Consider the following 14,583-nt stretch of genomic DNA (forward strand, 5'->3'; position numbering starts at 1 on the left):
GGGTGGCTTCACTCCCAGACCAGCATCTGCAGGCTGGACTTCACCGGGACTTCCAGGCCGTCGCTACCGCTCAAGGGCGTGACCTTGCCGCTGAGCGGATCGTGCAGGGTGGCCTCCTTGAGCTTCGGCAGGCGCACATTGCCGCCGCGGGCCGACCAGAACAGCCAGACGTTGCGGCCGTCCTCGCGGGTCCAGCCGATGCTGAAGGAGCCGTCGGGCAGGTCCTCGGTGACCGGCGGATCGGCCGGACGCAGCTTCGGCCCGGTGACCTTGAGGAAGCGTTGCAGGGCCAGGTAGACCGGCTTGGGGTTGGCGTCCAGGTCGAGCAGGCCGTAGTCGCGGTCGCGCACGCTGGCGCGCTGGTCGAGATCGCTGAGGGTGAAAAGGAATATCCGGTCGTAGTCCAGCGCGCTCATCAGCGCCAGGCGCCGCAGCACGTAGTCGGCCTGGCCTTCGACGCCGATGATGTCCTGCAACTCCTTCGGCCCCTTGTAGGCCGACCAGCCCCACTCGGTGCTCCAGATCGCCGGCACGCCGGCGTTGCGCAGGGCGCGGTTGATCTGGTTGGCGTGGGAGACGAAGTCCAGGTTCCACGGGTAGTTGCCTTCCGGCAACTGGGTATAGGGGTGGTAGGTGGCGATGGTGCCGAGGCTCTCCACGCCCAGGTGGCCGAGGGCATCGAACATGGTGCGGCCGTCGGGCATCTCGCTGAAGAAGGCCATGCCGGCGGAAACCACCGGCTTCTCCGGGTCGACCATGCGCAGGGCGATGGTGCTGGCCTGGAGCAGCTTGGCGTAGCCTTCCGGATCGGCCTTGGGCCGCCAGAAGCCGATCAGGTTGGGCTCGTTCCATACCTGCCAGGCGGCCACGCTCGGGTAGCGCTGCGAGAGCATCGCCATGCGCCGGGCGAAGACTTCCGGGTCGCGCGGCGGATACTGGTCCTGGAAGGGCGAGTAGAACGGCGCGGTGGTGATGAAGCGGGCCGAGCCGACCAGGTAGAACACCGACTTCAGTTGGCGCGCCTCGAGATCCTTGACCAACTGGTCGAGGGAGGCCAACTGGTACTGGTCCTCGGCGGTTTCCAGGCGGTCCCAGTGCAGGTCCAGGCGCACCCACTCCAGCCCCAGGTCCTGCAGGCGGTCGATCTGCTTGTTGTAGCGCTCCGGGCTGAACCAGAGGAACTGCGCGTTGACCCCGAGGAAGTCTTTCCAGACCACCGTGCGAGGCGCCTTCAGTACCTGGATCTCGGCGTCGGCGGGACGCCCCCAGAACACCAGCAGCAGTACCACGGCGAGCAGCAGCGCGCTGCCGCCCAGATAGAGTCCCTTACGTGCCATGAACGGTTCCCACCATGTCGTTGAACAGTGCCTGGAAGCGCAGCGCGGTGCGCGGCCAGGTCCGCGCATGGCCGATCGCTCCGGCGCGCTCGGCCCAGGCCTGTGCCAGGCGGGGTTCGCGAGCGAGGTTCAACAACTGTTCGGAGAGGGCTGCCACGTCTCCTTGAGGGTAGATGGCGCCGTTGCCGCTGGCGACTTCCTCGGCGAAGGCGCGAGCGTCCGAGGTAATCGCGCCGCGCCCGCAGGCTGCCGCCCAGGACAGGGCGCCGCTGGTGCCGCGCTGCTGGCCGAGCAGGCCGAGTTTCTTCGATTCGCGGTACGGCAGGACCATAACATGGTGGGCCTGGATGGTACGCGGGATATCCGCGGCGGCCAGGTTCAGGTTCCAGTCGATGGCATCGGCCAGGCCAAGCTCGGCGATCTGTGCCTTCAACTGGTCGAGGTAGTTGCCGCCGGCGCCGAAGGCCATTTCCGCGGCGGTGCCGCCGGCCAGGGTCAGGCGCACGCGCTGGCGCATCTCCGGCGCGCTGGCGAACAGGTCGGCGAGCGCCTCGAGCAGGTCCTCGATGCCTTTGCCGCGATAGATGAATCCGAAGTACAGCAGGCGCAGGGTATCCAGCGACGGCAGCGGCACCGTGGCGATCTCCAGGTTGCCGTGGTTGATCACCTCGACCCGCCCGGGCGGCAGGCGCATCCGCCGGGCCAGGCACTCGCCGCCCAGGCCGGTGAGGGTCACCAGGCGCGTCAGGCCCTGGGCCACGGCGCGCTCTTCGCGCAGGGTCAGCGGGTCGGCGAGCACCACGGCGGCCTGGGGCAGGGGAGAGGGTAGGCGTTCCAGCAGGTTCAGCGGCCAGGGCAGGTGCTCGCGGCGCCAGACCATGCGCTCCGGATCGTGCACCGTGGCGCTCAGCGGCAGGCGCGGGAAGCGCTTGCGCAGCTCGCGCAGGGCGATGAACTCGCCCAGGCGGCCGCCGCCGAGCTCGGCATGGACCAGGTCGAAGCCGTTCCAGTCGACGCTGTCCAGCCGGCTGGCGATATTCGCGCTGTCGGCCGCCATACCGGCGAGCGGCGTGGCTACTTCGATGCCGAGACCCTGCAGGGCGCTGCGGAAATGACTGGCGTAGTCGGCGATGCCATTCTTTTCCGGCGGCAGGGGCGCGAGGAGGGCGATCCGCATCAGAACGCGCTCCGGTAGCGGGCGATGGTCTGCAGGACCTTGCTCGGCACCTCGAAGCGGCGCCGGTTGATGATGATCCCGTCGACCTTGCCGAACGCCGTGGTGAGGATGGTCAGCGCATGCTCGACCACCGGCACGGTGCTCTTCTGCGCCTCTACCACCAGGGCGATCAGGTCGGCGCGGCGCAGGGCGATGAAGGCCTCGCGGCTGTCCAGCAGGGCCGGCGCGTCGAGCAATACCACTTCGCCCGGCTGGGCCGGTTCGCCGCCGATCCGCACGCGCACGCCGTTTTCCTCCAGCAGGCGGCGCAGTTGCTCGATGATGAAGGTCACGCCTTCACCGTGGCGCGCCGAGGTCAGGCCCAGGGTCAGGCCCTTTTCCTCGATGCGCGCGTAGGGCAGCAGCCCGTACAGCCGGTAGATGCTGGCGGTGAAGGCGTTGCTGCTCTCCGCGGTGCTGTTGCTCAGTTCCGGCAGGGTGGTCCACAGCGGCAGGCCGAATTTCTCCTCGACCAGGCCGCCGTCGTGGATGCGCTGGTCGAGCAGGTAGCAGAGATAGACCACCAGCAGGCCGACGGCGAGGCCGAAGGGCACGGCGAGGAACAGCATCAGCAGGGTTTTCGGGAAGATCCGCCCGGGGTTGTAGGTGGCTTCCTCGATCACCGAGATGTTGCTGATCTGGCTCTTGTCCAGCTCACGGTCGATCCGCGATTTCTCCAGGCTATCGACGTACAGCGCGTAGTTGCGCTCGGTGGCGTTCAGTTCGCGCTGCAGGCGCGCCAGGGTCGGCTCGATGTCCAGCGCTTCGCGCCGTTGCGCCTCGAGTTCGGCGAGCTGCTTTTCCTGCTCCGCGAGCTGGGTGCGCAGGGCCGCGTTGTTGCTGGTCTCGTCCAGCAGGACCCGTTCCAGGTGAGTGGTCAGGGTGTTCGGCGCGCGGTCCTCGGAACTCTGCACGGTGGCGCCTTCGTCCTGGACTTCCTTCTCCAGGGCACGGATCGAGGCGTCCAGGGCCTTCACCGGCGGCGCGTCGTCGGTGTAGGTGCGCATCATGTCGGCGCGTTCCAGGCGCTTCTGGTTGAGCAGACGGCGCAGGTCCTGTTGCGCCGGGTTCAGCGCGATCTGCCGCACCGTGACGATCTCCCTGGGCAGCCCCTTGAGTTGCTGGCGGGTGGATTCCAGGGCGCTGTCGGAGGAGGCGATCAGGCGGATCGAGTTGAAACGCTCGCCGCGCAGCACGTTGATCCGCTCGGACAGGTCCTGCAGGCGGTCCTCGATGCTGGATGCGCCGATCTCGTTGAGGTGCTTGAGGATCTGCGCCTTGTAGCTCTTGATCTGCGCCGCGCTGTCGGCGGTCTGCGCCTCGTAGAAGGCGTACAGGCTCTTGCGGCCGAGCGCCTGGGTGCGCTCTTCCATGTAGATCTCGATCCAGGCCTTGACCACTTCCTGGGCGACCTCCGGCTCGCTCCAGGTGAAGCTGATCTCCATCACCGTCGAGCCGGCCGCGTGGGTGACCTCGAACTTCTTCTCGAGGTCCTTGGCCAGGCGCTCGACCGCAGTGGTTTCCTCGATCACGCCGAAGGTTTCCAGGGTCACGCGAATCCCGTCGAACACCGCGCCGATGGCCTTCTTCACATAGAACTTGGTGCGCTTCCACAGGCCCTCCGGCGGCGGCCGGTTGGCCAGCACCTCGAGGTAGCGCTCGGCCACCTGGCGGACGATCGGTCGGCCGGTGAGCAGGCGTTCTTCGTCGACGATAGGGTCGCGCTGGGTGCTCGGCATCACCAGTGCCTGGCGGTTGCTGATCTCGATCGGCAGGGTCGAGTCGCGACCCGGCTTGACCAGCAGGCGTGCGTTGGACTCGTACTTGGCCGGCAGCAGGAAGGCGCCGAGGACGATGATCACCACCGCGCTGAGGGCCGCCAGCTTGAACTCGCGCTGGTAGATGAACAGCAGGCGCAACAGATCACGCAAGGAACGAATTTCTATCATGGCGATGTCGCTCCTCAGCGATCGTTGTTGACGGTGTAGCTGACGCCGACGCCGATGGACTTGGCGAAGGGCAGCAACTGGTTCAGGTAGACGTCGACGCCCTCGATACGGTCGCCGACCATCGACTTGGGCACGAAGACGATGTCGCCACGCTGCATGGCCAGGGGCTTGCGGCCTTCCGGCCCGATCTTCATCAACTGGCTGAAGTCGAGGAAGTAGGCGTGGTAGCGGCCTTCCGAGTCCTCGCGCATGAGCGCCACGCGGCGGGCGTCGCCCACCGGCAGGATGCCGCCGGCGCCGAGGATCGCCTGCTCCATGTTGTTGGCGGCGGGGATCGGCACGGCCGACGGGTTGCGCACCGCGCCGCCGACGAACACCGTATTGCCCGGCGCCTGGTTGATGTTCACCGTGACCCGCGGCTCGCGGTAGATCGGCGCGAGCTTGGTGGTCAGCTCGTTGGCGATTTCCTGCGGCGTACGGTGCGCGGCCTGGATGCGACCGATGAACGGATAGTAGATGCTGCCGTCGTTGAGCACGGTGTACAGCGTCAGTTCGTAGATGGTGGCGACGTTGAACGCCGAGAGGGTCGGCATCTCACCGGCATCGCGGACGATCCGCAGGGTGTCCCCGACGCGCACCCGCTCCATCGCCGGCGGTAGCCTGGCGAGTTCTTCCAGGGCACGCTTGCCGCTGTCCACGGTGTCGCTGTCCGGTGCGGGAATCCGTGCGGGGGTGTTGCATGCGGCCAGGGCGAGCATGGCGAGCATGAGGAGGGTGCGTTTCATGAGGGAGCACTTCCTGTAGGTCATGATGTTCACTTCCAGTAGCCTGGAAACATGCTGATGCGGCGCTTGAGGGCGACCGGCAGGTGGCGTTCCAGCTGGCCAAGGCGGTAACCGAGCAGCTTGAACGCGCTACGCAGCGCTATTTCAGGTACGCGATACAGGGCACCGGCGGCACGCAAGGCCTGTATCTCGGCGAGGACATAGCGCTTGCCCTCGCCACCCGCGCCGCCGAAGGCGGCACGTATCCAGCGCTCGCGGCCGTAGAACACGCCGATGTCGAAATAGCGGCGGAACTCTTCCAGCAAGCGGTAATCGTGGGAATGGTAGACCTCGGCGCTGGCCGCGTAGCGCACCGCGTAGCCGGCCTGCAGCAGGCGCGCGGCGACGTAGGCGTCTTCGCTGCCGATGACGTCTTCGGGGAAGCCGCCGACGGCCGCCAGGGCGTCGCTGCGGTAGGCGGAGAACGAGTCGGAACTGAAGCAGGTCTTGATCCCCAGTTCCGAGGCGTCGGCCAGGCGCTTGCTGCGGCTTTCCGGCGGGTAGTTGAAGCGCCGCGCCTGGGCGCCGAGCAGGCCGGCGCCGGGGTGCGGCAACTGGCGGCCGTAGGCCACGCCGATGTCGGCCTCGGCATAGAGTTCGTCGAGCAGGTTGGCGAAACTGTCGGGCGAGGCGGGAATGGCGTCCTGGGTCAGGTAGATCAGCGCGTCGGCCTCGACCTGCTGGCTGGCCCAGCGCCGCGTCCCGCCGTGGTTGAAGCTGGCCGGCTCGATGACCTCGACCCGCGCGCCGAAGGCGCGGAAGCGCTCCACCGTGTCGTCGCTGGAGCGGCTGTCCACCACCAGGATGCTGTCCGGCTGCCGCCGTTGCGCGGCCAGGGCCGGCAGCAGCCGGTCCAGGTGCGCGCCGGCGTTGCGCGTGGGAATGACCAGGGCGCAGCGCATCAGGCTTTCTTCTCGTCGCTGGCGGGGGCGCGACCGTAGATGTCGTTGAAGCGGACGATGTCGTCCTCGCCGAGGTACTCGCCGCTCTGCACCTCGATCATCACCAGGTCGATGATCCCCGGGTTGCTCAGGCGGTGGCTGTGCCCGGCGGGGATGAAGGTGGATTCGTTGGTGTTGAGGAGAAACTCGCGCTCGCCGTTCTCCACCAGCGCCATGCCGCTGACCACGATCCAGTGCTCGCTGCGATGGTGGTGCATCTGCAACGACAGCGAAGCCTTGGGGCGCACCACGATGCGCTTGATCTTGAAGCGGCGGCCTTCCTCGAGCACGGTGTAGGTGCCCCAGGGCCGGCTGACCGTACGGTGCAGGCGGAAGGCGTCGTGGCCGCGGCGCTTGAGTTCCTGGGCGACGAACTTGACGTCCTGGCTGCGCGCCGCGTCGGCCACCAGCAGGGCGTCGGGGGTGTCGACGATGATCAGGTCGTGCACGCCGACGGCGCCGACCAGGCGTTTCGGCGAATCGATGTAGCAGTTGCTGACGTCGTGCAGCACGCTTTCGCCGCGCACCTGGTTGCCGTTTTCGTCCGCCGCGCTGAGTTCGCGCAGCGCCTGCCAGGAGCCGATGTCGCTCCAGCCGATGGAGCAGGGCACCACGGCGACCTTGTCCGAGCGCTCCATCAGCGCGTAGTCGACGGAGATGTCCGGCGCCTCGGCGAAGGCCCCGGCGGCCAGCTCGCGCTGGCGGCACTGGCCGTTCTCCAGGCTGCTGCCGTCGGCCAGGGCGGCGCGGGCGGCGATCAGCACCTCCGGCGCGTGGCGCTCCAGTTCCTGCAACACGGTGGCGGCCTGGAAGCAGAACATGCCGGCGTTCCACAGGTACTTGCCGCTGTCCAGGTAGGACTGGGCGGTAGCCTGGTCGGGCTTCTCGACGAAGCGCGCGACCCGGAAGCCGTTGCCCAGCGGGGCGCCCTGTTCGATATAGCCGAAGCCGGTCTCGGCGCGCTCCGGGGTGATGCCGAAGGTCACCAGGTAGCCTTGGGCCGCGAGTTCGCGAGCCTCGGCCACCGCCGCGGCGAAGGCCTGCTCGTCGCGGATCAGGTGGTCGGCGGGAAGGATCAGCAACTGCGCCTGGTCGCCGAAGTGCTCCTGCACATGCAGCGCGGCGGCGGCGATGGCCGGCGCGGTATTGCGCCCCACCGGCTCCAGCAGCAGGTCCTGGGCCAGGCCGCTGCGGTTGACCGCGCGGTAGTCGTCCAGGGTACGGAACAGCAGGTCGCGGTTGGTCACCGTGAGCAGGCGGGCGACGTCCGGCAGCCCGGCGATACGCAGGAAGGTCTTCTGCAACAGGCTCTGGTCATCGGCCAGGCGCATGAAGGGTTTCGGCATGCTCTCCCGGGAAACCGGCCACAGGCGGGTCCCGGAACCGCCGGAAACGATGCAGGGGATCAGCGGGGCGACGGCGTTCATCAGTAGACTTCCTTGGTCAGGAGTACGGCTGGCACCGTACGGAACAGGATGTAGAGGTCGAACCACACCGACCACTTGGCGATGTATTCGAGGTCGTATTCCACGCGTTTCTTGATCTTGTGCAGGGTGTCGGTCTCACCGCGGTAGCCGTTGATCTGCGCCCAGCCGGTGATGCCGGGCTTGACCCGGTGGCGCGAGCTGTATTCGCTGACCGCCTCCTCGAAGGGAATGCCGGCGGCCTTGGTCGCGGTGGCGTGGGGGCGCGGGCCGACCATCGACATGCTGCCGGCGAGCACGTTGAACAGCTGCGGCAGCTCGTCGATGCTGGTCTTGCGGATGAAGCGGCCGACCCGGGTGATGCGGTCGTCGTCGCGGGTGGTCTGGCGTTCGGCGTTGGCGTCGGTCCTTTCCGTGTACATCGAGCGGAACTTGAAGACCCAGATCAGCCGGTTGTTGTAGCCGTAGCGTTTCTGCCGGAACAGCACCGGCCCCTTGGAGTCGAGCCTGATCGCCAGGGCCACCAGGGCCATCAGCGGGGCGAAGAGGACCAGCGCGATGCTCGCCAGGACCAGGTCCTCGCAGCGCTTGATCAGCGGCGACCAGCCGCGCAGCGGCAGCTCGGACGCGTTGAACATGGGGATCCCGGAGACATCGACGATGCGGTTGTGGGCATGCCGGAAGGCCGCCATGTCCGGCACCAGCAGGACGTTAACCGGCAATTGCCGCAGGCGATGGACGATGGCGCCGATGCGTCCCTCGGCGAACCAGGGCAGGGCGACCAGCACCTGGTCGACCTGTTCCTGGCGGATCAGCTTCTCCAGGTCCTTGGTGTTGCCCAGCAGCGGCAGCGAGTTGTAGTTCTCCGGAACCCGCTCGGAGCGGTCGTCGATGAAGCCGATGATGCCGGAGCGGATGTCGTGGTTGCGCACCAGGTATTCGGCCAGGTGCATGCCGCTCTCGGTGAAGCCGAGGATCACCGTGCGTTGCAGGTACATGCCGCGTTTCATCCAGGCCCGGTACAGGCGCAGCACCAGCAGGCGCTGCACGCCGAACAGCAGCAGGCTGCCGGTGAACCAGAAGATCACCAGCTTGCTGCTGAGGTAGGGAAACAGGCCCAGGCCCTGGTACATGAACAGCAGCAGGCAGAACGCCGAGGCCCAGGCGAAGAACATGATGCGGAAGCGCAGGCGGTTGCTGAAGATATCGTCGGAGTAGACGTCCAGTGCCTGGAACATGATCACCGTGAGCGCGCCGAAGAACAGCAGCAGCCCGAGCATGTTGCTGCGCAGCTCCACGGGAACCAGGCCGGGGTAGTACAGCAGGAACAGCGCCGGGGCGATGGCGGTGAGCGCGTGTACCAGCTTGGTCGCGACCAGGAAGTACTCGATGAATCCAGCCCGTGTCAGCGACAGGCTATCTACCGACTTCGAATGCATGTTGTTTGCTCTGCCGATCACGGGCAGTCCATTGAGTGGATAGGGAAGAGCAAGGCGGTGAAGCGTCAATTTAGTGACTATTTTTCATTTGCCACGCGGTTTAGTCATTTTCCCGTCGAATAGGTTCATTCGTCGATAGTGGCTTTGTGATAGCTATCTTAGCATTCCCAGGGAAATATCCGTAGTCTGGGTAAGTTTTTTTAGTCAATTTATTGACGAATTTCTGGCGCCAAACTTTTATCCAAACAGTAGACGAGGAAATCTGACGCCGCCAATCCGCGAGCGCTCTGGCCTGGGAAGCGAAGCGGGGTGAAAGGTGAGGGCAGGCCGCTCGGCCAGGTGGCCGGCCGCCGGGTCGACGACCCGCCTGTTGACTGGCGCTGCGGGCTGCCTGGGCAGGATGCGCCTGCGGTTCCATGACGCAGGTTGGCCGTTCGAGCGTGCCGGTCCGACCTGGGGGTGCTTGGCGGACGTTGTCCGTTGCCCTCGTCGAAGGCGGAAGAGGTTCGGGCCCGCGGCGTGCGCGGGCGGGTCTACCAGAACCAGCCGCCGCGCGACAGCTCCTGCTGGCAACTGCGGTACTGGGCGCCGAACAGCGAGGCGCGGGACTGGACCTTCTGCGAGACGTTCTTCAGCCATGGCTTGGCGTCGTAGCTGCGGTTGCGGTAGCCGCCCCAGCCCTCGTGGTAGTTCAGGTACTGGCCGTAGGCGTCCCACTTGGAGACGCCGTTGACCCGCTGGCTCTTCTGGATGTACCAGCCCATGAAGTCCAGGGCGTCGGCGAAGTCGTCGCGGCTGGCGCCCCAGCCGCCGGCCTCGCGCTTGTAGTCGGCCCAGGTCTCGTCCTTGGCCTGGGCGTAGCCGTAGGCGGAGCTGACCCGGCCCCAGGGAATGAAGCCGAGGAAGTAGTAGCGCGGCGGCAGGGCGTCGTGCTTGAAGGAAGATTCCTGGTACATCATCGCCATCGGCACCTGGACCGGCGCGCCCCAGCGCTGTTGCATCCTCAGCGCCGCCTCGTGCCATTTCGGCTTTTCGCGGAAGATCTCGCAGAGGTTATCGGGATTGGCGGGGGGCTTGGTGGCGCAGCCGGCAAGAGCCAGGAGCAGGGCCGGCATCGAGAGCCGCAGCATGAAAGGGATCCTTTGGCAGACGTCTGGGTCGCTAAACGCTGGCGCTTTATACCTGCTTTCCGGGGACGGATGCATCACTCCATGCATCCCCAGGCCGATTCCCTGCCTGCGGGGGCATCGGCCTGTCGCCAACAGCTTGCGTGAGCACGTCGGCGAGGAACCGAGGCGTTGTCCGACGCAGGTCTTCAGCGACGCTTCCTCAGGTCGGCCTGGGCGTCTCGGCCTGGCCGAGGGCTCCCTCCAGGCGCGGTCCCCAATCCTCGACCTGGCCTTTTTCCAGGCGTCGCTCCAGGGTGCGCCGCCAGGATGGCGTCAGCGGCAGCGCCAGGCACTGGCGCAGCAGGTCGGCGTCGGCCCGCCTGTCGAACAGCACCTCGGACAGGCGCAGCAGCGACCAGTCCGGATGGCGCCGTTCGACCAGTTGCAGGTTATCGCCAGCCGCCACCACGCCTTCCTCCAGCACCCGGTAATACCAGCCGGTGCGCCCGGACTCCTGCACCCTCAGGGACATCCCGGCGACCTCGAAGCGGTCGTTGAGCTTCCAGCAGGGCATGCGCCCCTGGGACACCTCGAGCAGCGCGGTCCCGGCCCGCACGCGGTCGCCGAGGCAGACGTCGGCTTCGCTCCAGCCGCAGGTGCTGAAGTTCTCGCCGAAGGCGCCCGCCTGCATCAGCAGGGGATGCTCGCCCAGTTCGGCGATCCAGGCGGCGTAGTGTTCGCGCGGATAATGGTGGATCGCCTTCTCGACGCCGCCGTGTACGCGCAGGTCGCCTTGTTCGTCGCCCTCCAGGCCGACAGGGGTGACCCTGAGCGCGCCGTCGCGCGGAGACTTGGCGATGCCGCTGCGCGATCCGGGGCGGGTGAAGGGCCGGGCGCGGCCGGTGAGAAGGACATCCAGGGGCAGGGCGGTCAGGGACATGGGAAGGTTCTCTAAGGCGCAAATAGTATCGACTAAATACAATTTTTGCAGGATCGTCCATCGGGACGATGGCTGTCAAGGCACCCATAGGCGCTCTGGAAGGCTCTGGGGCGGGGAAACGCGGTCGTGCGAGCGGTTATGACCTAATGCGATTAAGATATTTATGGTTATAAGTAGTGGGCGATAAAGTATCGACTTCTTATAAGACATGCCTCGAGCAGGTCCTCCATGAGTCAATCCCCCTGGGGCGCAACGCCCGTCCTGACGCTGCCGCAGGGCGAGAAGCAGCCTCTTTCCATCCGCGCCAAGGCACTGGTATTCGCCGATCCGCGTTCGCGCCAGTTGCTGGAGTTCCTCGACCGGGTCGGCCCGAGCGAAGTGCCGGTGCTGGTCAACGGCGAAACCGGCACCGGCAAGGAGCTGGTGGCGCGATACATCCATGCCGCCAGCGGTCGCAAGGGCGCCTTCGTCGCGGTCAATTGCGGCGCGATCAACGAGAATCTTGCCGAGAGCGAACTGTTCGGCCATGAGGCAGGCGCCTTCTCCGGCGCCACCGGCCGCCGCGCCGGCTGGTTCGAGGAGGCCGACGGCGGCACCCTGTTCCTCGACGAGATCGGCGACCTGTCGATGCCGCTGCAAGTCAAGCTGCTGCGTGCGTTGCAGGAGCAGGAGATCGTCCGTGTCGGCTCGCGCAAGCCGATCAAGGTCGATATCCGCCTGGTCACCGCCACCAACGTCGACCTGGAGCAGGCGGTGGACGCCGGCAACTTCCGCCTCGACCTGTTCTACCGGATCAACGTCGCCCAGGCCCGCGTGCTGCCGCTGCGCGAGCGTCCGCTGGACATCATGCCGTTGGTGGAGCACTTCCGGCGGATCTATGCGCAGCGCCTGAAGATCGCCGAACCGATGTTCTCGGAAGCCGCGGTCGGCGCCCTGCTGGACTACGCCTGGCCGGGCAACATCCGCGAACTGGAGAACGTGGTGCACCTGGCGTTGCTGGTGTCGGGCGAGAACGTGGTGCGTCCCGGGCACCTGAAGTTCTCCGCCGCGCTGTCCGGCCCGCGCGGCGCTGCGGGTGGGGCGGCGGGATTGCCGCAGGAAATCATCCGCGAACAGTTGCAGCGGCTGTTCGAGGTGCCGGGGGACAGCCTGCTGCACGACCTCGAAGACCTGATCGTGCGCGAGTCCTTCGCCCACTGCGGCTTCAACCAGCTGCGCAGTGCGGCGTTGCTGGGCATCAGTCGCAACGCCATGCGCACGTTGCTGGTCAACCACGGCCTGCTCAAGGGCCGCGCCAAGGCCTGATCAGTCGCGGCGCCGCTTGCGTGCGCCGGCCCCGGCCGCTTCGCGACGCAGCAACGGCAACAGCTCCTCGCCCAGGTGTATGGCTTCTTCCAGATGCGGGTAGCCGGACAGGATGAAGCTGTCCACGCCCAACTGGCGATACTCCTCGATGCGTTCGGCGACCTCCGCGTAGCTGCCCACCAGTGCCGTACCCGCGCCGCCGCGCACCAGGCCGACACCGGCCCAGAGATTCGGCGAGACTTCCAGGTCGCGCAGACCGTGCGCGCGCCCCTGGGTCAGGCTGATCTGCCGCGACTGCCCGACCGACTCGTAGGCCGCCAGTTGGCGTTGCGCGCGCTCGATCGCATCGCGGGGAATCTCTTCCAGCAGTCGCCCGACATGGCGCCAGGCCTGACGCGAGTCGGCGGCGGCGAAAACGTGCAGGCGCAGCCCGAAGCGCAGTTCGCGGCCAGCGGCCGCGGCCAGTTCGCGCATGCGCTGGATGCGCTCGTGGATCATCGCCGGCGGTTCGCCCCACATCAGGTAGGTTTGCGCATGGCTGGCTGCGATGCGTTCGGCCACCGCGGAAGCGCCGCCGAAGCAGATCGGCGGCAGCATCGCTTCGTCGGCGATCGGAGCGGGACTGCCAGTGCGGTAGTGCCGGCCGTGGTGCTCGCGGCCGGCCCAGGTGGCGCGGAACACGTCGAGGAATTCGGCGCTGCGGGCATAGCGTTCGTCGTGTTCGAGGAAGTCGCCAAGGGCGCGTTGCTCGAAGCGGCTGGAGCCGCTGACCAGGTGCAGCGCCAGGCGGTTGTCGCTCAGTTGTTGCAGGGTCGCGGCCTTGTACGCGCTGTAGGCCGGCAGTTCGACGCCGGGACGCAGGGTCAGGATGAATTGCAACCGGCGGACCTCCTGGACCATCAGCGCAACGATCAGCCAGGGGTCTTCGAAGCCGCTGGCGGTAGGCACCATGATGCCATCGAAGGCCGCCTGCTCGGCGGCCCGCACCACCTGTCGCAGGTAGTCGAGGGTCGGCGCGCGCTCGCCCTGCTGGAACAGCCCGACCTTCGGCAGGCCGCTACTGGTCAGGTGGTGGCCGTCGCCGTTGGTGGGCAGGAACCAGTCGATCTCGATGGATTGGCGTTTGCGTTCAATGGCCAAGGGAAGCGTCCTTTCCGGCGGAAGCACGGAGCAGTGGCAGGACCCGCTCGCCAAAGCGCAGGACCTCGCGCACGGCACCGGGCGCATGCAGGATGACCTGGTCCACGCCGGCGGCGTGCAACTCGCGCAGGCGTCCCGCGACCTGGGCATAGCTGCCTACCAGCACGGCGGGTTCGCCGGGAATGGGGCGCCAGATATTCGGATGGATCTCGTCCCGGCGGGCGGGGTGCCCGGCGCGTCCGGCCAGCAGCTCGGCCACCGCCGGGTTCCGGCGGCGCTTGTCGCCGGTCGCCACGGCGAGGGCTCGGGCCTGCCGCGCGGCGTCGTCCCAGGCCTGCTCTTCGCTGTCGCGGGCGATGACGCCGAAGCTGGCGACGTGTCCAAGTGAGCGTCCGAGCCCTCGGGCCGCCTCGTTCAGCCGGGCGATGCTGGCAGCCAGCTGGGCGACGCTGCCGCCATCCATCAAGCACAGGTCCGCGCGGCTGGCGAGGCGTTGCGTGCCCAGGGTTTCGTCCAGCAGCAGGGGCGTGGGCGGCAGGTCGCGCAGACCGAGACCGGCGTTTTCCAGGTGGAAGTAGCGCCCCTGGTGGTCCAGCGGGGTAGCCGGGGCTTGCAACAGGCGCTGCAGGATATCGAGGAACTCGTCGATTCGTTCGTGCCGCTGGTCGCGGTTGAGCACTTCGCCGAAGGCCCGGCGCAGGCTGCCGCGATCGCTGTCCGGGAGATGCAGGCGAACTCGTCCGGCGGATAGCGACTGCAGGCTTTGCAAGGTCGCGGCGAGCGCCGCCGGGAGCATGGCTTCGGCAGCCAGGCTCAGGCTCAGGCCGAGCCGGCGGGTATGCGCGCAGAGCGCCGCGGCGACCATCAGACTGTCCGGTTGGTCGGTGCCACCGGGCAGGTAGAGTTCGTCGAAGCCGGCGTACTCCGCGGCCTGGGCCAGTTGCACCCACTCGGCGGGG

The 14,583-nt window shown here is 67.2% G+C and carries 12 protein-coding genes; 1 reads left to right on the top strand and 11 read right to left on the bottom strand.

The annotated features are described in order from the left end of the window. Window positions 1-8 precede the first annotated feature (8 nt). The 9 genes from HMPREF2886_RS22205 to HMPREF2886_RS22245 all read right to left on the bottom strand — a co-directional run bounded on the left by HMPREF2886_RS22205 (window position 9) and on the right by HMPREF2886_RS22245 (window position 11,179). Window positions 9-1,337, bottom strand: coding sequence for a glycoside hydrolase 5 family protein (locus HMPREF2886_RS22205; RefSeq protein WP_039028273.1), 1,329 nt, complete (start codon window positions 1,335-1,337; stop codon window positions 9-11). Further along, window positions 1,327-2,514, bottom strand: a complete 1,188-nt coding sequence (locus HMPREF2886_RS22210; protein ID WP_058018320.1) for a glycosyltransferase family 4 protein — start codon at window positions 2,512-2,514, stop codon at window positions 1,327-1,329. Before HMPREF2886_RS22210 ends, HMPREF2886_RS22205 begins: the two co-directional genes overlap by 11 nt. Continuing rightward, the gene (locus tag HMPREF2886_RS22215; protein WP_003113719.1) at window positions 2,514-4,502 is read right to left on the bottom strand and encodes a GumC family protein; all 1,989 of its coding nucleotides are present in this window, start codon (window positions 4,500-4,502) and stop codon (window positions 2,514-2,516) included. Before HMPREF2886_RS22215 ends, HMPREF2886_RS22210 begins: the two co-directional genes overlap by 1 nt. A gap of 14 nt (window positions 4,503-4,516) precedes the next feature. Further along, window positions 4,517-5,287, bottom strand: a complete 771-nt coding sequence (locus HMPREF2886_RS22220) for a polysaccharide biosynthesis/export family protein (RefSeq protein WP_003089227.1) — start codon at window positions 5,285-5,287, stop codon at window positions 4,517-4,519. Window positions 5,288-5,316: 29 nt separating this feature from the next. Then, the gene (locus HMPREF2886_RS22225; RefSeq protein ID WP_003089226.1) at window positions 5,317-6,228 is read right to left on the bottom strand and encodes a glycosyltransferase family 2 protein; all 912 of its coding nucleotides are present in this window, start codon (window positions 6,226-6,228) and stop codon (window positions 5,317-5,319) included. Then, on the bottom strand, window positions 6,228-7,694 hold the full coding sequence (locus tag HMPREF2886_RS22230; RefSeq protein ID WP_003089225.1) for a mannose-1-phosphate guanylyltransferase/mannose-6-phosphate isomerase: 1,467 nt from the start codon (window positions 7,692-7,694) through the stop codon (window positions 6,228-6,230). Before HMPREF2886_RS22230 ends, HMPREF2886_RS22225 begins: the two co-directional genes overlap by 1 nt. Next, entirely contained in the window at window positions 7,694-9,130 is a 1,437-nt protein-coding gene (locus tag HMPREF2886_RS22235; protein WP_003111160.1) for an undecaprenyl-phosphate glucose phosphotransferase, read from the bottom strand. Before HMPREF2886_RS22235 ends, HMPREF2886_RS22230 begins: the two co-directional genes overlap by 1 nt. A gap of 533 nt (window positions 9,131-9,663) precedes the next feature. Next, the gene (locus tag HMPREF2886_RS22240) at window positions 9,664-10,260 is read right to left on the bottom strand and encodes a transglycosylase SLT domain-containing protein (protein ID WP_033968306.1); all 597 of its coding nucleotides are present in this window, start codon (window positions 10,258-10,260) and stop codon (window positions 9,664-9,666) included. Between the two features lie 199 nt (window positions 10,261-10,459). After that, on the bottom strand, window positions 10,460-11,179 hold the full coding sequence (locus tag HMPREF2886_RS22245; RefSeq protein ID WP_033968305.1) for an MOSC domain-containing protein: 720 nt from the start codon (window positions 11,177-11,179) through the stop codon (window positions 10,460-10,462). A 228-nt stretch (window positions 11,180-11,407) separates the two neighbouring features. On the opposite strand from HMPREF2886_RS22245, the gene HMPREF2886_RS22250 reads away from it, so the two are divergent. Further along, complete coding sequence (locus HMPREF2886_RS22250; protein WP_070748386.1) at window positions 11,408-12,484, top strand: sigma-54 interaction domain-containing protein; 1,077 nt, start codon at window positions 11,408-11,410, stop codon at window positions 12,482-12,484. Here the strand turns inward: HMPREF2886_RS22250 and HMPREF2886_RS22255 are convergent, their stop codons facing one another. Both HMPREF2886_RS22255 and HMPREF2886_RS22260 read right to left on the bottom strand, forming a co-directional pair. Further along, window positions 12,485-13,624 (bottom strand): LLM class flavin-dependent oxidoreductase, encoded by a 1,140-nt coding sequence (locus tag HMPREF2886_RS22255; protein ID WP_058018319.1) that lies wholly within the window; start codon window positions 13,622-13,624, stop codon window positions 12,485-12,487. Further along, window positions 13,614-14,583, bottom strand: a 970-nt coding sequence (locus HMPREF2886_RS22260; RefSeq protein ID WP_070748388.1) for an LLM class flavin-dependent oxidoreductase, incomplete at its 5' end; no start/stop codon positions are given. The genes HMPREF2886_RS22255 and HMPREF2886_RS22260, both read right to left, overlap by 11 nt.

The sequence above is a fragment of the Pseudomonas sp. HMSC066A08 genome, assembly GCF_001813025.1.
In the GTDB taxonomy this organism is placed as follows: domain Bacteria; phylum Pseudomonadota; class Gammaproteobacteria; order Pseudomonadales; family Pseudomonadaceae; genus Pseudomonas; species Pseudomonas aeruginosa.